Source organism: Fulvivirga ulvae (assembly GCF_021389975.1).
Taxonomy (GTDB): Bacteria; Bacteroidota; Bacteroidia; order Cytophagales; family Cyclobacteriaceae; genus Fulvivirga; species Fulvivirga ulvae.
In genome coordinates this window covers 6,235,246-6,253,471 of sequence record NZ_CP089981.1, presented here as the reverse complement: position 1 = coordinate 6,253,471, position 18,226 = coordinate 6,235,246, and the positions used below count along the sequence as shown (strand labels likewise).

The following is an 18,226-nucleotide window of genomic DNA, read 5'->3' as shown; positions in this document are numbered from 1 at the left end:
TAGAAGCTTAACAGTAGGAATCGTGGACGCTTTGTGCTTAAAATTAAAATTGAAAAATTATTTAAGAAATAGAAAGGTTAATCAAGAGGTGAAAACTTTGTTCATAAATAAGTAATACCCATGAGATGAGATAAAAAATAAATAGAAATTGTTGTTTTGTAAAAAATAGATTATCCATGGACCTACGAGCTGAGAAACTTAATTTATTAGAATGGTTGGCGGGATTGAATGACCCCAAGATATTAAAAGAGTTTATTATTTTAAAAAAGTCTAGAGAAATGCATTGGTGGGATGAAATCAGTAAAGAGGAACAGTTAGCTATTGATGAAGGACTGGATCAACTGAACCGAGGAGAAGGCATTCCTCATGAGCAGGTAATGAAAGAGATTCGGGAAAAATTCAAGTTATGAGTAAACCGATCGAGTGGTCGCCCGCTCCAAGCAAGACTATCTTAATTTACTTAACTACTTAGCAGACAAATGGGGAAATAAAACCATAAAGAAGTTTAATGATCGTTTACAATCAATACTTGAACTTATCTCAATAAGACCCTACATCAGGTAAAAGGAAACAAGTAAGAAGGTGTGTAATAAATAAACAGATTAATCTTTATTATCAGGTAAAGAAAGATAAAATAGAGCTTATCACTTCGTTTGACAATAGGAGAGACCCTGCAAAATGGAAAGCATAATTCCATGCCTTTTACACAAAATACAAACTTTTTAGTCCCTTCATTTAGTACTCTGGAAATATCAGAGAAGCCTCCATTTATCACTAATTCACTCGGTACGGTCAGAAAAAATATGCACCTTCCCTGCGGCAAATCTTAGTACTAAAAGAGAAACCACAAATACCCCTGTATACATCAGCCCTTCATTCCAGGCTTTGAAAATGAAACTTCCTGTTAGGAATAATGCGCTATAAGCCATCACGATAGCGCTGAACCAGCAGATGCCAAGTTTTATGAGCCTGCTTCTGTTAACAGATTCGCGGAAGGGAGCCCAGTTGCCATCAGGCCGGATCTTATCGAAGAATTTTCGCAAATGAGTTTCATCCGTAGGTTTAGTGGTGTAGGTGGCGATGATCCATGCTACCGTGGTAAAAGCAATAGTGAAAAAAAAGCTTCTGGGGTCTTCGCCAATACCTTTTCCCCAGGCTTCATCAAACTGCACAAAAACGAATTTTGCCAGCCCATAAGCAACAAATGGTGCTACTGTAGCTACAATTTCGCTCCATGCATTGATGCGCCACCAGTACCAGCGCAATATCATGACTAGCCCCAGGCCTGCTCCGCACTCAATGATAAATGCCCACACACCCGAAATAGTGCCGATAAGTGACGTAACGAATAAGGCGATGAGCATCAATAGTAGCGTACCTAAGCGTGAGGCCTGTACAAATTGTTTCTGCTGAGCTTCAGGGTTAATAAACCTTTTATAAAAATCATTGATCAGATAGCTGGTGCCCCAGTTCAGTTGGGTTGAGATGGTACTCATATAAGCTGCAAAAAAGGCCACCAGAAGAAGTCCTTTAAGACCTGTTGGCAAAAACTCTTTCATAGCCATAACATAGCCCAGCTTACTGTCGGCAGCGCTAAGCTCCGGGTATAGCAACATGGCACAAAGCGCCACGATTATCCAGGGCCAGGGACGAATGCAGTAATGTGCAATTTGGAAAAACAGGGTAGAATAAACAGCGTCCTTTTCGGTTTTTGTACTCATCATGCGTTGGGCAATATAGCCACCACCACCAGGTTCAGCCCCGGGGTACCAGCTTGCCCACCACTGAAAGCCGATGAAGGCCAGAAAGCTTCCCAGTCCAAGCGCCAGCATGCTTCCGCTACCCTGGCTTCCCACATGAGGAAAGAAATCCAATGTACCTTCCGGTAGATTGGCTTTTAAGCCATCCATGCCACCGATCCGGTCAGAATTCAGCACCAGGAAAGCCAGAATTATACTGCCAGTCATAGCAATAACAAACTGAATAACATCTGTAAAAGCCACACCAAGTAAGCCGGACATGGCTGAGTAGATAACTACAATCACCATAGCGCCGGCAACATACCATAAAAGCTGGTTTTCTGGTATATCAAAAAAAACCTTCAATAACGACATCAGGGCAACATTTACCCAGCCGATAATAAGCACGTTCATAAATACACCAAAATATAAAGCCCTGAAGCCCCGGAGGAAGCTGGCAGGTTTGCCACTGTATCGCATTTCGATGAACTCGATATCAGTTAAAACTTCTGCCCGTCTCCAGTATTTGGCAAAGAAGAAAGTGGTCAGCATACCGCCCGCAAGCATATTCCACCAGAGCCAGTTACCGGCAATTCCATTCTGCGCCACCAGCTCAGTTACTGCCAGGGGAGTATCTGCGGCAAAGGTGGTGGCCACCATGGAAATACCGGCAATGTACCACGGCAGGTTACGCCCTCCTAAAAAGAAGGAGCTGATATCTTTACCAGCCTGCTTTCTGAATTTCAGACCAACAGCAAGTGAGAGCAGGAAAAATGCGGCAATAATGATGTAATCCAGAAGGGCTAATTCCATATGTTGATTTTATTTGGCCGGAAAATAGTATTTAATTTTTTATATTCTATGGATTACCCGATCAATTACAGTTTCCAACAGGTCGGTTTAGCTTAAAATATCTTTACTCCCGCCCCAATATAAGGCTTTAGTTTCGGCTCATCCGGCTGGTTGGTTATGATGGTACCTATATCGTCAGTCGGGCAGATGTAGTACGGTTCCACGGTTTCCAGTTTTTCAATGGAAGAGAGCGCTATTACTTCCTGTGAGTTGTTGATCATAACCTTCTTTACCTCGCTTTCTTCAAAGTCAGGAGTAGTAACTCCCAGCGACGAATGAATACTGCAAATGCCCAGCAGGCACAGGTCAGCTCTTATGTTTTTGAAAAAACGCAGGGTTTCGTGGCCGGTAGTAACAAACGAGCGCTTAAACAGTCTTCCCCCGGCAAACAGTACCTCTGCATTTTTGTGATCCTCCAGCATAGTCACTATTGGGAAGCTGTTGGTGATTACCGTAATTTTCAAATCTTCGGGTAATATACTGGCTACGGCCAGGGCCGAGGTCCCTCCATCAAAGATCACTACCTGGCCGTTGTGGAGCAGGGGCAGGGCCTTTTGAGCTATGATCTGCTTCGATTCGCTGTTATAGCCGATACGGTCCCTGAAATTATGCGGGACCGGTGAATGAGGTATAGCCCCGCCACGGACCGCCTTAAGCAACCCCTGGTCGTCCAGCTCCTTAATGTCCCTGCGGATAGTGTCCGTGGAAACGTTCAACTCATCACTAAGCTGGTTGAGTAGTACCTTGTTCTCCGTATTAAGCCTGTTGAGGATATACTTGAAACGCTCTTCTTTTAACATATTTTTTGCAATTTTATGCTGTATGTTTTGCAATAATATGCAATAATTAAAATACTTTTGAAGTAAAAGATTGCATAAACAAAATTACTATGCCTGAAATAAAAAAATCAATAGCCATAGATATGGATCATGTCATCGCAGATATTGAGCATCAAATGATCGAATGGTATCATAAAAAACATGGGGTATTGGTGCAAAGAGAATCGATGAAAGGCGTGCCTGAGGGTGAAGCTTTTCCTGAACGTGATAAGTTGAGGCAGTTGCTTTTTGAGCCGGGGTTTTTCCGTACAGCCCGGGTCATTCCCGGTGCGCAGGAGGCAGTTGAAAAGTTATGGAATGATTTTGATGTCTACATAGTTTCCGCAGCCATGGAGTTTCCCCAGTCGCTGTATGAGAAATACGAATGGCTGAAGGAGCACTTCCCTTTTATAGGTTGGAAGAATATTATTTTTTGTGGTGATAAAAGTGTGGTGGATACAGACTTTATGATTGATGACCACCTTAAGAACCTGAACTATTGTAAAGGCAGGGGTATACTCTATACCTCAGGTCATAATATGACAGTCGATTACGATGTGAGAGTAAATGACTGGGACGAGGCAGTTCAATACCTATACGCAAATAGTTATTAAGTATGCCACCTATCAGACGCTCCCGTATTGCCATTAGCCTGATTTTCTTTTGTTACGGCCTATGTTTTGCAAGCTGGGCCTCGAGAATACCAACTATACAGCATGTATTGAATCTTTCGGAGGCCGAGCTTGGAGGTATTTTGTTTGCGTTGCCAGTAGGCTCTTTGGTTTCGTTACCGCTTTCAGGGTTTCTTGTAGCTAGGTTTGGCAGCCGCCGGGTGGTAATGGCTGCTGCCCTGACTTATGGGTTATCGCTTATCTGTATTGGATTATCATACAACGTTGTGCTTCTTATTGCCGCTTTGTTCATTTTTGGATTAATAGGTAACATGCTGAATATCTCGGTTAATACCCAGGCAGTTGGTGTAGAGTCAGCTTACAACCGCAATATAATGGCTAAATTCCATGGGATGTGGAGTCTGGCAGGCTTTGCGGGGGCCGGAACGGGGGCTTTGATGATTGCACTTTCCATCCCGCCTGCTATACATTACATAATCATAGCTGCCGCTATTGTCGGGGTACTGTTATACAGTTTCAGGTACCTTCTTCATGCAGATGTAAATACTGATACAGATAAACCTCTTTTCTCGCTTCCTGACCGGTCTTTAATGGTACTTGGCGTAATTGCATTTTTTTCTATGATGTGCGAAGGAGCTATGTTTGACTGGAGTGGAGTGTATTTTAAGAAAATAATTGCTGTTGAAGAAAATTGGATTGGAATAGGGTACACGGCTTTTATGATTTCAATGGCTGGTACCCGTTTTGTAGCTGATACCCTCGTTCATCGCCACGGTTTAAAAAAGGTACTTGTGGTAAGTGGTTCCTTAACGGCTTTCGGTTTGCTCGTTGTAGTATTTCTTCCATACTTTATTTCCGCGATAATCGGATTTTTCATAGTAGGAATAGGTGTATCTTCTGTTGTTCCTCTTGTATTCAGTGTGGCAGGTAAATCCAGAACACAATCTCCCGGAGTAGCATTAGCCTCGGTCTCCACACTCGGCTTCTTCGGATTTTTGATTGGTCCGCCCATCATCGGGCTGATTGCCGGCGCATCCGACCTGAGGATATCTTTTGTTTTTCTTGCCGTTATTGGTGCAACGGTAGCTATACTCTCTGCCAGAGGAGTTAGATAACCTGGCTGTAGCCATGTCTATGGTATGAAATATGCACTTTACTTTATATCTCCACCAGGACAACGATATGAAAGCTTCAGGATATTTATTTGTACGGATAACGGTATTACTTTTTTTAGTTTTTGCCTTGTTCGTTCCGGAGGTGCTTCTGGAAAGCAATTATGAATATGCGTATGCCTGGGCCTTTAGAATTATGCTTGCAGGGGTTATTGTAGGAGTAGGGTTGTTACTTGTCGATTGGAATGTAAGGAGACAGAAATAATGCGAAAGCTAGGGTGAGAGTTGTTGACCTGATCACACTATGAGGAAAAAAATTCACAGGATAGTATGAGAAAGTATTTAATGTTAGTAATTGGATTGTTACATATTTATGCATGTGATGTGGCTACTCAGCAAACCAACTCTGAGCAGTCTGGTTTAAACGCTCCGGATTCACAAACACTAAAATTATCAGAAGGAGGGCAGGTGGTGGATCGTACATATGACTGGCAATCGTATAAAAATAATCATTACCGGATCAGTGTAGAATACCCTGAACAGTGGAGGGTGATAGAGAGTACTCAAAATCCTGATATACCGGTAATTAACATTTATAGTAAGGAATTTGATAATGGATTTAAGCTCCCCCTTATGATTCATGAAGACGCTCGGGTCTCGCACCTTTCATTTTACCCCAAAGGGCTGGGTGTGGATGGGCCGGCCGGAGCTACCATTAGTCTTAGTGATGCTGAAAACAACCTTCCAATTCCCTTTCAGTTAGACTCTTCTGAGACGAAAGCTTATCAGCTCAACGATGGCGAAGTATGGGGGTACTATCTCAAACCTGAAAAGATGCCGAAAAAGAACTGGACAGCTGACGGCTTTATTTTTGTTCAGGTACAGATAAGCGACCATCAACTAAAATGTTTCGATAAGTCTGGCAGAGAGAAACCAATTAACCAGTGCAATACCCTGGGAGGAAATGATAGAATGGTACGCTATGGAAAGGTAGACGAGGGTGATTTGCAATTGATAAAACAGATGCTCAGGACCCTTAAGTTTGTGGATACAGGCAAGCCCGTAAAACCACTGGCCGATTTGATAAAAGTTGAGAATATAAGTAAAAACGATACTGTAAGACCTCCTGTAGTAATAAAAGGTAAAGCCAGAGGCCCATGGTTTTTTGAGGGACAGTTTCCTGTAGAGGTAGCTAATGCAAATCATAAAACAATTGCAAAAGACATTGCAAAAGCGGAAGGCAAATGGATGACTTCAGAATGGGTGAATTTTGAAGTTACCCTTGATTTCGCAGTTAACACAGAGAGTCAGCAGGGCTATATTACTTTGCGGCGATCCAATGCCTCCGGCAAAGCAGAACTTGATCGGTCATTTACACTGCCCGTCATTATCGACGGACAGTAATTTTACTTTTAGTTTCAAGGAGTTACCAGAAATTTTATTTCGTGGGGTAATTGCTCCTCAATATGCTTCAATTGTCCTTCATCCAGGTACTTACTCAGTTTTTCAATAGTTTTTGCAAAAATATCTTCGGTTGAAAGCTCCCAATCAAACCTGTTTTCGCCATATTTTTCCTGTCGTTGTTTGATGTCATTTTTTAAACCTTCCAGGGTATCGAATTTATTGGGCTTCTCCTGATACTTCCATTGCTCTACATAAAGTGCTTTGAGCATCATCGGTAGTTGGGATATCAGGTCCAGAGATTCACTGATGGTAATCCTGTCACGAATGGTGTGAAGTACTGCTCTGAGTACGATTAGAACCTGTTGTTCATCCTGAGGATGACCTAATTCATTGGATAGCTCATGAATGAATTGGTTACCTTCCTGGGCGAATTTATCAAATTTTACAGTGCTCATAGTTTTGGATTTTTTGGATTACAACTGTATTGTTAAGCACAAAAATTAAACCAGAACCCACTTTAAATTGAGGGAAGGATTTAGAGCTCCGTGTAGCAAATAGATGCTGAAGTAGTGGATGAAAACAGAGAATAGCATATAAATGCTCTTTGAAATTCTACACCCTGAGCATAAAAATACTCATTAGTCTACAAAGTCGTCTGAAACAGGATGCTATATCACATCATATTTACCCAGATCCCTCAACATCCGGGCATGAAGCATAATAGCCGCAAAGAAATTGGGCTGAGAATGATACGGTAACCCGAATTCTTCAGCTGTTTCCTTCACTATTCTTGAGATCTTTTTATAGTGTACATGGCATATGGTAGGGAAGAGGTGGTGCTCGATCTGATAGTTAAGGCCTCCCACGTACCATCCTAAAATTCTGCTTTTAGGGCTGAAGTTGGTTGTAGTATAAAGTTGATGAACAGCCCAGTCATTTTCAAGGTTACCCTCTTTATCAGGAAGGGGGTACTTTGAAGATGGCATGACATGAGCAGGTTGAAAAACGCAACCAAGAATGAGGCCTGCCGTAAAGTGCATGGCAATAAAGAACAATACCACCTGCCACCAGGCAATACTTAAAAAGATAATCGGCAATACCAGAAACACTATATAGTAAACCACCTTAGCTATAATGAGCTTGGTAAGTTGTGTAGGTACTTTTATGTTCTGGGCTTTCGTAAGTCCCATTTTCTTGTACCTGTATAATTGTCTGAAGTCTTTCGTTGTAATCCAGAGAAAGGTCATTAAACCGTATAATCCCCAGCCATAAATGTGTTGTATCCGGTGCAGCTTGTATCTCTTTCGGTGAGGGGATAAACGCATGAGTTTACCTGGGTCGATATCTTCGTCCATACCATCTACATTAGTAAAAGTATGATGGAGTACGTTATGTTGTATTTTCCAGTTAATGGCACTTCCCCCTACAATATTAATGAGATATCCCAGGTATTTATTAACGTTTTGGTTTTTGGAGTAAGCGCCGTGATTGGCATCATGCATAATTGAAAAGCCGATACCGGCCATAGCCACACCCATAATGATCCACATGCCCAGAATGGCCCAGGAGTTCGTTAATATCCCTGACATCATAACCACATAAGGGACCACATACATTAGCAACATTGTTATGGTTTTGATTACCATGTGTATATTGCCATATTTGGATATGCCGTTGGTTTCAAAATAATCGCTGACCCTTTTTCTGACAACTCTGATGAAGTCAACGCGATTATCTCTGGAAAATTTGATGGTTTTGTGATTCATGCAATTTGAGGGACTAAGCGCAAATATAGCTATTTATAGATATGAAAACGCTTGATAGTGTAGTTTAATTATTTAAACTGAATACTTTATATGATAATTTCATTTTGTCAGGCTATCAAGCAGAACTTGTTTAAAGAATGTTCCATATTGAACTGAGTCTTTCCTATTTTCGTTCCACATAGTTGAAAATGGCAGTTTTTACACGTTTTTCTTCATAATCTGTCCATGCGAAAATAATATCATCACCTCTTTTAGTCATCTGGGGAAAGCCGCTGGACCGAGCTTCTGAGGCATGGGTGATTACAACCGGGGTTGATATAGCCCCTGTCTTATCAACCCTGACAACTTTTATGCTGTTATCTTCCATCCAGCTTACCATAGCCACCTCTTCACTCACCAAAATAACATCAACACGCCCAATGGCCTTATCTGAACCTACTCTGATGGGCCTGCCGAATGAAATTCCACCATTCTCAGAAAAAGCCAGTTTTACCTGTGGTTGCCCTTCCGGGGCGGAAAACCACGTAACCACAAGCGTATTGCCGATACTTTCAGCCTTTGGTCCATTCACGGGACAGCCTGCTATTTTCCAATTGTCAGCATGTACTGGCCGAGGGGCAGTCCAGGTACTGTCTGCCCAGCGAACGATAGATATATCTCTTATTTCCTGGTCAGAACGGTCGCGATAGATTACAACGGGACCATTTTCTGTAAGAGCTGCGGTGGTCTGACAGCAATCACAGACCTTATCATCCAGAAGCCATTCCCTGATCTTGGTACCAGTGCTGTCCAGCAGGGCCGCTCTCAATGACATGGCGCCGCTATCATGCCCGGAACCATGGCCATGCTGATCTGAACCGACTGTTGAAACCATATTCCTTCCATCAAGCCAACACACAAAATATTGATCATTATAGCGCAACGTAGATACAAAACCATGTTCTGCCTGCTTGCCATCATCATGTATGGTTACCGGTTTTGACCACATCCTGCCACCATTACCGGAGTGAGTAATTTTGATGTCATAGGCATAAGTACCGGTACCGCTTTTCTTTAGAAAATGGGCTATCAGGTTTTGGTTAGTGCCTGCTGTTACAGTTGGGTAATCTGCCCAGTTAACGAACCAGCTTTCTCCCCGGGCTACAATTTGAGGAGCAGACCAGCGATTCTTATTCAGCCGGGCGTATTTCAGGCAGCTCGTGTCATTGCTGGTTTCTACCCAGGAGAGGTACGCTTCTCCATGATTATCAGTAAAAAGATGAGGTTCCCCACTTACAGAATCTGCCGGCGAGGTGATTGCCATAAGGTGATGCTCATCTTTCTGCTCATCTCCGCCCTGATAACAGGTGCTGAATGAGACCGAAATGGCAATAAGCAGGAAGGTGCCTCTCATATTAATTTAAAATCGCGTCTTTAATAAGCTGAATGCTTTCTTTGCTATTCCAGTCGCGTGCTCCCACCTCATTAAAGACAATTTCTCCCTGCGGGTTAATAATAAAAGTAGTGGGCAACCCCTGAATGTTAAGCCGGGCGAGAGGCATATCGAGTTGAGCGTAGTTGAAATCATATCTGTGAGAGCGTACAAAACTTTTGATCTGTCCGCGGGTTTCGTTAGATACCAATAAAAATTCTATGTTCTCATCTTTAAGTGCATCTTTGGCTTTTTCAATAGATGGCATTTCCTTAATGCACGGGCGGCACCATGTGGCCCAGAAATTGATTAACAATGCCTTGCCCCGATACTGGTCCAGCTTCAGCTCCTTACCATCTAGCGTTTTTAATTTCATATCGCTCATTATGCTGCCGGTATCGGCAGATGCTGTTTCAGTCGTCGTGCTACTTGTACAGTTGATGGTAGCCAGGGCCACAATAACAATAGCTATTCTAATCATACTTAGGGCTTTTAATTCCAGTTAAAAATATTTCTAAATTTAGACAACTCATAATTTGTTTTTGTTCAAATCACATCAAACAGTTTGTATAGTGAATCAAAATGACAGCATGATCGTTATAATCTGGGTTCACTAACTCCTGGAATATGAAAAATACACTTTACGCGGCTTTACTCATAGTATCATTGTCATTTGTATCCTGTTCGGGTGATGATCAGGATGAAAACAATCTGTTTACGGGTCGGGAAATAACTTATAACCTGCTTCAAGGTTCTGATTTCCCGGTTTACGGTACGGTTACATTTAAAGAGCGCAAAGACAATTCACTTCAGGCTGAAATAAAGCTGGAGGGAACAGAAGGAGATGCTGCACATCCGGCGCACATGCATTATGGTGATATCTCTAACCCTGATGCTGAAATGGCACTACCACTCAATGATTTATCAGCAAAAACGGGAGAAAGTGTAACCATCATCACAAAGCTAACGGATGAAACTCCATTTGTATATGATGATCTTCTTGTGTTTGATGGTAGCGTAAAAGTTCACCTTGCGGCTACAGGTGAGGGAAAGAAGGTAGTACTGGCCGGTGGCAATATTGGCGATGGAGCCAAGGCGGCAAGTACCAATGGCAGGGTTATGATGGCTGTTTGTAAAAGTGAATAATACTTCCTGTCATGTTGTCCTTTCTTCATTAAAAAATTCTTTGAGTAAACTATGGCTAAAGCAAGGAAAAGGCCATCCCATATTTAAGGACGGCCTGCAAAACATATTTTTTATTCTATCTCAAAAACAGCCCTGACGTTTGATTTGAGCTTTATAGTTTTAAATTCCAGATCAGATTGGTAACTGTCATCCTGAGCGGATTTGGAGTAGGCCATAGACCTCTCATACATTGGCTGGTGATCTCCATAGTCTACTTCCTGTATCTCAAGGGCTCCGCCTAACTCTTCACCAATACCCTTTAATAAATAGCCTGCTTTTTCTTTTGCCGATTTTAGTGCTTCAAGCTTTAACTCATTCTTATACTCTTTAATTTTAGAATGGGTAATTTCAGCTACTCCCATGCTGTTCACCCCTTCAGGGTCAAGTTTCTCAATCAGGTTATTGACCATTTTTACATTGGAGACTTTGAGCTTAAAGCTTTTGGTAGCCAGAAAATCATCGCTTTTTTTCTTTCTCCAGTCCCAGTTATATCCGTAGATATTATCAACCGTCAAATTCTCCTTGGGAAGCCCGAGCTGGTCTACTGCTTTAACCAATTGCGATTCGAGCTTGTCCATACTCACTATTTTTGCATTTTCTTTATACTCCTTTAAAGCAATACGCAAATAAATTTCATCGGGAACTACTTCGATTTCTGCAGTACCCATTACTTCAATCTTTTTGATCAAAGGCTGATTTTGTTGTTGTAGTTGTGCCTGTGCCATTCCGGTAATAAATAGTGCCAGTAATAAAGCTAATTTTTTCATAGTTATTTTTCGTTTTTAATAAAGATGCAGCTCCATGGAAGATTCCATAACAGTGCAACGATTTTTAACGTTTGGAGATGAACTTATGTTTTGACCGTACGTTACTACAGGTATGGAACAGACAAAGAAAAGATCATCAAAAACGAAGGCGGAGCCTTCATCAAAAATAGCTGAGGCTTATCGAGAGTATGTTCTGCTCAACGGCAGTCAACCCCCTTCAGTTTTTCAGTTTATGAAAAACCTTAATATGAATGAAGGGGTATTTTATGAACATTTCGGTTCATTTGAAAATCTGGAGAAAGACATTTGGAAGGGCTACATAGGGGAAACTATTGCTGCGCTTCATCAGGATGAAAGTTACGTGGCATATTCCTCCAGGGAGAAACTTCTGGCGTTTTACTATACCTTAGTCGAGGTACTGAAAAAAGACAGGAGCTATGTAACCTATTCATTTAAAAATGTGAGAAGACCGGAATTGACGCCATCTTTTCTAAGAGGTTTCAAAGCTGATTTTATAGACTTTGCGCAAGGTATTTTGAATGAAGGTCTCGATACTGAAGAAATTATTAAAAGGCCTTTGATTTCCGAAAGGTATAAGGACGGCTTGTGGCTACAGCTTATGTTTGTTTTAAATTTCTGGTTAAAAGATGACAGCAAAGGTTTTGCTAATACAGACGCTGCAATCGAAAAATCCGTACATCTCTCCTTCGAGCTGATGGGACGAGGACCGCTGGATACTATGGTTGATTTTGCTAAGTTCCTTTATAATCACAGGTAGTTTACATATATGAAGGAACAAGCCAGAATACCCACTTCCAAAGTGGAGAGAGCCTCCCGGTTTATTCGTACCGGAGCCAAAGTCGGAGGTAACTACATCAGGCATTACAGCAAAAAGCTTATAAATCCGGATCATACAAGAGATGAACTGGATGCAGACAATGCCGAAGATATATATCAGTCTCTCAGCGAGCTGAAGGGCAGTGCCTTAAAAGTTGCACAAATGCTTAGTATGGATAAAAATGCATTGCCAGCTGCTTATCAGGATAAATTTTCACTGTCGCAATATAGTGTCCCGCCACTCTCTTATCCACTCGTGGTAAAAACTTTTCAGACCTATTTGGGGAAGGGGCCTGATAAAATATTCGATTCTTTTACCAAAAATGCAGTTAATGCCGCTTCTATCGGCCAGGTACATCAGGCAATGCTGGATGGCAGGAAGCTGGCAGTGAAGATCCAGTACCCCGGTGTTTCGGATAGCATCACTTCTGACCTGCGTATGGTGAGACCCATAGCTACTCAAATGTTTGGAATAAGCAAGAAAGAACTGGACTTGTTTATGGGTGAAGTGGAGTCTAAGCTGTTGGAAGAGACTGACTACAAGCTGGAGGTTCGAAGGTCTATGGAGCTTTCTGCGCAATGCTCGCACCTGGAGCATGTGGTATTTCCAAAATATTATCCGGAGATGTCCGGTGACCGCATTATTGTTATGGACTGGCTCGAAGGGGTACACTTGAAAGACTGGCTAGGGCAAAATCCACCACAAAAGGAGCGTAATAAAATCGGACAGGCACTTTGGAACTTCTATGACTACCAGATGCACACCCTGAAGCAGGTACATGCCGATCCGCATCCGGGAAATTTTATCATTACCCGGTCCGGTGAACTGGGCATCATAGACTTCGGGTGTGTAAAAGTAATACCCGAACAATTCTATGTTCCCTACTTTAAATTACTGGAGAAGGATATACTTCAGGAGCATCCCGAACTGGAGACGCTATTTACAAAGCTCGGTTTTCTGAGCGAAGACGATTCCGAAAAAGAGAAGATTTTTTTTATGAATATCTTTAAGGAAATGATAGAATTATTAGGCAGACCTTTTAGAACGGATCAGTTTGATTTTAGCGATGATGATTATTTCCAACAGATATTTGAGGCTGGTGAGCGTGTTTCTAAAATGAAGGAGTTCAGGAAATCCAGAACTGTAAGGGGAAATAAGGATGGGTTATATATTAACAGAACATATTTTGGGCTTTATAATTTACTTAATATGCTTAAAGCCAATATATCTACGGCTGCACTGTCATCCACATAATTTTTACCGTTATCATTTCTTTTTCATAAGGTGCTTTTACATATAAATTAATACTATGAAGAAACACATTGGTATTCTTGGATCGGGAACGGTTGGCCAGGCACTGGCAGCCGGTTTTATTAAGTATGGCTATCAGGTCACTATGGGTACAGGCCATCCGGAAAAATTGTCTGAATGGAAAGGAAAAGCAGGGAGTAAGGGTGAAGTAGGTAGTTTTAACGAAGCTGCATCTGCCGGTGATATTATTGTACTGGCAGTTAAAGGCCGTGTTGCCAAGGGTGTGCTGGAGCAGTGTGGTTTACACAATCTCAAAGGGAAAATTATCATTGATGCTACCAATCCCATCTCGGACGAACCACCGGCTAATGGTGTGCTTAAATTCTTCACCTCCCTGAACAGCTCTCTTATGGAGCAGTTACAAAGCAGCTTCAGAGAGTCGTACTTTGTTAAAGCATTTAACAGTGTAGGTGCCCATTTAATGGTAAATCCTGATTTTGGAGGTGAAAAACCCACTATGTTTATTTGTGGTAATAATGCTGATGCCAAGGTCGAAGTGAAAGGTATATTGGACCTGTTTGGCTGGGAAACAGAGGATATGGGCAAGGACGAAGCTGCAAGGGCGATAGAGCCGCTGTGTATATTATGGTGTATTCCGGGATTTAGCCAAAATCAATGGAGCCATGCCTTTCGCTTGCTTAAAAAATAGGATTTTCGGCTGAATAATACTTTTTAAAATCAGCCTGTTTTTATAAGTCTGAATGGGCTATTTTTGCCGAAAAAAACAGACATGCGCTATCTGATTCCGGTAATAGTTATTCTCTTATCAGCCTGCGGGAGTAATACTGAAACACAAAAGCAAAGATTTTTGATCAGAGGTAATGATGCTCTGAAACAGCAAAACTTCAGGGAAGCGGTCAGGTTTTTTAATGAAGCAATCAACCTGGACTCATGTTATACAGCCGCTATCAATAATCTGGGCATCGTTCACTACCGTATGGGCCAGTACCATAAAGCTGAACTGGAGTACACCAGGGCATTGGCATGCGACCCCACATTTATGGATGCATACTTAAACAGGGCCAATGCATTTTATGAACTTAATGAGTTGTACCGTGCATTGGATGATCTGGAATATGTAGAGAAAAAACTGCCGGATTCGTCTGCCATACATTTCAGGAAAGGCCTCATCAAAACCAAAATGAGAAAGTACGGAGAGGCACTGTCGTCTTTTGACCGGGCGTATGCACTGGATACCGCCAATGAGGAGACACTGATAAACAGAGGTACGGTAAAGTACTATATGGATAATTTCGATGCCGCAGAAGCCGACCTCAGCAAAGCCTTAAAGATAGATCCATTGCAGGCCAATGCGTATAATGCATTATCACTGATTGAGGTTGAAAAAGAAAATTACGGTAAGGCCATGGAGTTGGTAAACCGGGCGCTGAACCTGGAAGCCGGGCAGCCTTACTTTTTAAATAACAGGGGTTTCATTTATTTGATGCAGGGTGATCTTGAGCGTGCGAAAGCCGATATAGACCGCAGTATTACCATTGACCCTAACAATGGCTGGGCGTATCGAAATAAGGGGTGGTACTATTTCAAAAGAGAAAGTTACAAGGATGCCGTCAGGCTTCTGGAGCGAGCCGTGAAACTAGACCCATTTGTTAGTAAAGGATATTTGTACCTTGCTCAGGCATACTTTGCAGTAGGAGAGAATGATAAGGCCTGTGAGGCGCTGAAAGAAACCAGGGCTAATAAGACTCAGGTTCCCCGGGAGCTCGAGGAAAAGTGCAGGTAATATTAATTTTGTTGTTCCGGTTCGTTACAGGCCTGCTTTCCGGCTTTAATTATTTTAACAAGGCCCGTACCTTCTCATCCGATACCTGGTCAAAGTGCTGGTAAAACTGGCCCACCGCGTTAAAATCGGCAGGCATTTCAAGGCATACGACTTCATCGGCAGCTTCCTTTAGTCTTTTTACTGCCTGAGGAGGCCCTACAGGAGCAGCTATAATTATTTTAACAGCCCCCTTTTTTCTGGCCAGCCTGATCGTGGCCAGCAAGGTACTGCCCGTGGCTATGCCGTCATCCACAATGATCACCGTTTTGTTATGAAGCTTCAGGGGTTCTTTATTGCCCATATAAAGTTCATACCGGTCTCTCAAATCAGATCTGACCCTTTCTACTTCCTGCTCAACGTAGCTACTCGGTACTATATCATCCGCATTTGTAAAATAGCTGTCATTTAGGCCTACAGCTCCAATGGCATATTCTTTATTTACAGGGTGTCCTATTTTTTTTGTCAAAATTATGTCCAGGGGTAATCCCAGGGATCCGGAGACGATCTTACCTACAGGTACCCCGCCTCGGGGAACCGCTAAAATTATGGCATTTTCATGCCGATATAATTTCAAACGGTTGGCCAGTTGTTGGGCAGCATCTTCTCTATCGTAAAACATTGGAAAGGAGACTTTACGGTGAAGTTACTCTTCTCTATACAACATACGCTTGAACCCTTTTGTTTCTGTACGCCAATCAATCCAGGGAATTTATTATTCTGCGCGGATTTACTAAATTGACAGAATATAGCAGGAATCAGGTACAATGAATAAAAAGATCGAAATAAAGGAAGCCATAGGTAACCATCTGATGCAGCAGGTTGCAATGGTGCGTAAAACGGTGTTTACTATTGAACAGGGGATATCGGAAGAGCTGGACAATGACGGTAAGGACCCAGTAGCAACAAATTTATTATTGTATGTGGATGGAGAAGTGGCAGGAACGGGGCGTATAGTGGTAGAGAAGGATAAGGCGGTGTTGGCAAGAATAGCTGTTTTACCCGGTTTCAGAGGTAAAGGCTATGCCAAAACAATTATCAGTGAATTAGAGAAATTTGGTATAGGCCAGGGAGTAAATAAATTTGAGCTATATCCGCATAGTTATCTAAAGAAGTTCTATGAAAGTGTAGGGTACGTTCAGGAAGAAGAAAGAGTATATAAAGTGGCTGGCCATGAACTGATCAAAATGTTTAAAACGGGCCGTTAACTTTTAAGCAAAAAAGAGGTCATCCCAATCTGGAACGACCTCTTTTAAACTTCTTATAACCTGATGGTTATTGCGCTTCAGTCACCGGTACAGGAAACTGCTCCCATACATTATCACCTTCTCTGTCGATAGGCAATTCACCCAGCTTACTATAGCGTCTCATATCTATCCACCTGTGCCCTTCGGCAAACAGTGAATACCTCCTTTGAAATAAGATCTCATCAATTAAATCGTCTTCCGTTGTTCCGCCTGTATATGGATCAAGCCCGTGTGATGTCCTTATTTCGTCTATGGCAGCTACAGCAGGGCCTGTACTACCCTGTCGGGCATTAGCTTCGGCATAGATAAGAATAAGTTCTTCATTTCGAATAATAGGAATATTATCCCCTTGCGATGGGTACACCATTACATCATAGTTGCTGTTTAGATTGTCTAAGGATGCAGCCGACTCCCTTTCCGAAACCTTATCCAGCCTGTCGTCATTAGGCAGTGCATCCGTTACAAACGACGGGTGGGCTACCCTGGTTTCTCCACTGGCATTTGCGGGAAAGAATAGTGGGTTTGTTACATCTCCACCCGCAGTAGAAAAGAAATGTTCAGGCCCTGCATCCAGGTCACCTGTCAGCGAGAAGAAAGAATCATCCAGATAATTAAGTGCAGCGGTGAAATCCCCCTGGTATACAGCTACTCTGGCAGCAATAGCTCTGTTGAACTCCAGGAAACCTGCCGGATCATCAAAGCCCGCAAAACCTGAACTCAGGGTGAATACAAATTCATCCTCACTGTCAGCAAGTTCAGTGGCAGCCTCATTAAGCAAACTCTCTATGTCGTCAAGTGATTGCTCGTAAGTTCTGAAAGGTCCGAGATTATCAGGGTCGCTCACGTTGGTCCTTATACCATTCTGGTATAGCAAATTAAGATTAAGGAGCATTTGGTAAGCCTTTATTGTCTTGGCAAACCCGCGCATGTAATTTTTCTGCGCCGCACTGATCGATGCCGCAGTTTTATCTACAGCCTCCAACAGGAAGTTGGTATTTTTTATTACCCTGTATCTCTCCGCGTAAGGCCCAGTGATATAAAAAGTATTGTTATCAAGCTCCGCAGAACCTTTTCCTAAGAGGTCAGCAGTGAACCTGGGATCAGAACCGGAAAAACGGTAAAACTCTCTGCCGATCACCCCGACATCATCATAGTATGTGCCCAGTCTGATTCTCATACCTGCTTCTATACCGGTGATCAGGTTCTGGAGTTCACTTAGCGTTGCATCATTGACCAGGTCAACACTTGGGTTGTTAGGGTCATCCAGCTCATCGATCTCGCAGCTGGTTGCAAAAAGCATACAGGCTATAGCGAGGGCGACTAACTTATTTTTATATATAAATGTCTTTTTCATTTTTATTCAA

20 protein-coding genes are annotated in these 18,226 nt (G+C 42.4%); 11 read left to right on the top strand and 9 right to left on the bottom strand.

Annotated features, from left to right (window positions below):
* The first annotated feature begins 176 nt into the window (after window positions 1-176).
* A complete protein-coding gene (locus tag LVD17_RS26270) occupies window positions 177-410 on the top strand; it encodes a hypothetical protein (RefSeq protein ID WP_233762993.1) in 234 nt (77 codons plus the stop codon).
* A 369-nt stretch (window positions 411-779) separates the two neighbouring features.
* Here the strand turns inward: LVD17_RS26270 and LVD17_RS26265 are convergent, their stop codons facing one another.
* Complete coding sequence (locus LVD17_RS26265; RefSeq protein ID WP_233762991.1) at window positions 780-2,552, bottom strand: sodium:solute symporter family protein; 1,773 nt, start codon at window positions 2,550-2,552, stop codon at window positions 780-782.
* Between the two features lie 92 nt (window positions 2,553-2,644).
* Window positions 2,645-3,391: a DeoR/GlpR family DNA-binding transcription regulator gene (locus tag LVD17_RS26260; protein ID WP_233762989.1), complete on the bottom strand. Its 747-nt coding sequence runs from the start codon at window positions 3,389-3,391 to the stop codon at window positions 2,645-2,647.
* 89 nt (window positions 3,392-3,480) lie between these two features.
* Here LVD17_RS26260 and LVD17_RS26255 point away from each other — a divergent pair, with 89 nt between their 5' ends.
* From LVD17_RS26255 to LVD17_RS26240, 4 genes are all read left to right on the top strand, one after another.
* On the top strand, window positions 3,481-4,023 hold the full coding sequence (locus LVD17_RS26255; RefSeq protein WP_233762987.1) for a 5' nucleotidase, NT5C type: 543 nt from the start codon (window positions 3,481-3,483) through the stop codon (window positions 4,021-4,023).
* Between the two features lie 2 nt (window positions 4,024-4,025).
* Window positions 4,026-5,156: an MFS transporter gene (locus LVD17_RS26250; RefSeq protein ID WP_233762985.1), complete on the top strand. Its 1,131-nt coding sequence runs from the start codon at window positions 4,026-4,028 to the stop codon at window positions 5,154-5,156.
* A 31-nt stretch (window positions 5,157-5,187) separates the two neighbouring features.
* A complete protein-coding gene (locus LVD17_RS26245) occupies window positions 5,188-5,418 on the top strand; it encodes a hypothetical protein (protein ID WP_233762983.1) in 231 nt (76 codons plus the stop codon).
* A gap of 65 nt (window positions 5,419-5,483) precedes the next feature.
* The gene (locus LVD17_RS26240) at window positions 5,484-6,557 is read left to right on the top strand and encodes a Gmad2 immunoglobulin-like domain-containing protein (RefSeq protein WP_233762981.1); all 1,074 of its coding nucleotides are present in this window, start codon (window positions 5,484-5,486) and stop codon (window positions 6,555-6,557) included.
* Window positions 6,558-6,571: 14 nt separating this feature from the next.
* Here LVD17_RS26240 and LVD17_RS26235 read toward each other — a convergent pair whose 3' ends face one another.
* The 4 genes from LVD17_RS26235 to LVD17_RS26220 all read right to left on the bottom strand — a co-directional run bounded on the left by LVD17_RS26235 (window position 6,572) and on the right by LVD17_RS26220 (window position 10,215).
* On the bottom strand, window positions 6,572-7,012 hold the full coding sequence (locus LVD17_RS26235) for a DUF2267 domain-containing protein (protein ID WP_233762979.1): 441 nt from the start codon (window positions 7,010-7,012) through the stop codon (window positions 6,572-6,574).
* A 213-nt stretch (window positions 7,013-7,225) separates the two neighbouring features.
* Window positions 7,226-8,323 (bottom strand): fatty acid desaturase family protein, encoded by a 1,098-nt coding sequence (locus LVD17_RS26230; protein WP_233762977.1) that lies wholly within the window; start codon window positions 8,321-8,323, stop codon window positions 7,226-7,228.
* A gap of 163 nt (window positions 8,324-8,486) precedes the next feature.
* The gene (locus LVD17_RS26225; RefSeq protein ID WP_233762974.1) at window positions 8,487-9,716 is read right to left on the bottom strand and encodes an exo-alpha-sialidase; all 1,230 of its coding nucleotides are present in this window, start codon (window positions 9,714-9,716) and stop codon (window positions 8,487-8,489) included.
* Between the two features lies 1 nt (window position 9,717).
* Window positions 9,718-10,215 (bottom strand): TlpA family protein disulfide reductase, encoded by a 498-nt coding sequence (locus tag LVD17_RS26220; RefSeq protein ID WP_233762973.1) that lies wholly within the window; start codon window positions 10,213-10,215, stop codon window positions 9,718-9,720.
* A gap of 146 nt (window positions 10,216-10,361) precedes the next feature.
* Here LVD17_RS26220 and LVD17_RS26215 point away from each other — a divergent pair, with 146 nt between their 5' ends.
* Window positions 10,362-10,880, top strand: a complete 519-nt coding sequence (locus LVD17_RS26215; RefSeq protein WP_233762972.1) for a hypothetical protein — start codon at window positions 10,362-10,364, stop codon at window positions 10,878-10,880.
* 110 nt (window positions 10,881-10,990) lie between these two features.
* Here the strand turns inward: LVD17_RS26215 and LVD17_RS26210 are convergent, their stop codons facing one another.
* Entirely contained in the window at window positions 10,991-11,686 is a 696-nt protein-coding gene (locus LVD17_RS26210) for an SIMPL domain-containing protein (protein ID WP_233762971.1), read from the bottom strand.
* Window positions 11,687-11,798: 112 nt separating this feature from the next.
* On the opposite strand from LVD17_RS26210, the gene LVD17_RS26205 reads away from it, so the two are divergent.
* The 4 genes from LVD17_RS26205 (at window position 11,799) to LVD17_RS26190 (ending at window position 15,579) form a co-directional block, all read left to right on the top strand.
* Window positions 11,799-12,464, top strand: coding sequence for a TetR/AcrR family transcriptional regulator (locus tag LVD17_RS26205; protein ID WP_233762969.1), 666 nt, complete (start codon window positions 11,799-11,801; stop codon window positions 12,462-12,464).
* 9 nt (window positions 12,465-12,473) lie between these two features.
* On the top strand, window positions 12,474-13,778 hold the full coding sequence (locus LVD17_RS26200) for an ABC1 kinase family protein (RefSeq protein ID WP_233762967.1): 1,305 nt from the start codon (window positions 12,474-12,476) through the stop codon (window positions 13,776-13,778).
* Window positions 13,779-13,833: 55 nt separating this feature from the next.
* Window positions 13,834-14,484, top strand: a complete 651-nt coding sequence (locus LVD17_RS26195; protein ID WP_233762965.1) for an NADPH-dependent F420 reductase — start codon at window positions 13,834-13,836, stop codon at window positions 14,482-14,484.
* 81 nt (window positions 14,485-14,565) lie between these two features.
* Window positions 14,566-15,579 carry a tetratricopeptide repeat protein gene (locus tag LVD17_RS26190; protein ID WP_233762963.1) on the top strand — a complete coding sequence of 338 codons (1,014 nt, stop codon included), beginning with the start codon at window positions 14,566-14,568 and terminating at the stop codon, window positions 15,577-15,579.
* 49 nt (window positions 15,580-15,628) lie between these two features.
* Here LVD17_RS26190 and LVD17_RS26185 read toward each other — a convergent pair whose 3' ends face one another.
* On the bottom strand, window positions 15,629-16,237 hold the full coding sequence (locus tag LVD17_RS26185) for a phosphoribosyltransferase (protein ID WP_233762961.1): 609 nt from the start codon (window positions 16,235-16,237) through the stop codon (window positions 15,629-15,631).
* A gap of 145 nt (window positions 16,238-16,382) precedes the next feature.
* Here LVD17_RS26185 and LVD17_RS26180 point away from each other — a divergent pair, with 145 nt between their 5' ends.
* A complete protein-coding gene (locus LVD17_RS26180; RefSeq protein ID WP_233762960.1) occupies window positions 16,383-16,823 on the top strand; it encodes a GNAT family N-acetyltransferase in 441 nt (146 codons plus the stop codon).
* 67 nt (window positions 16,824-16,890) lie between these two features.
* Here the strand turns inward: LVD17_RS26180 and LVD17_RS26175 are convergent, their stop codons facing one another.
* On the bottom strand, window positions 16,891-18,216 hold the full coding sequence (locus tag LVD17_RS26175) for a RagB/SusD family nutrient uptake outer membrane protein (protein WP_233762958.1): 1,326 nt from the start codon (window positions 18,214-18,216) through the stop codon (window positions 16,891-16,893).
* Between the last annotated feature and the right edge of the window lie 10 nt (window positions 18,217-18,226).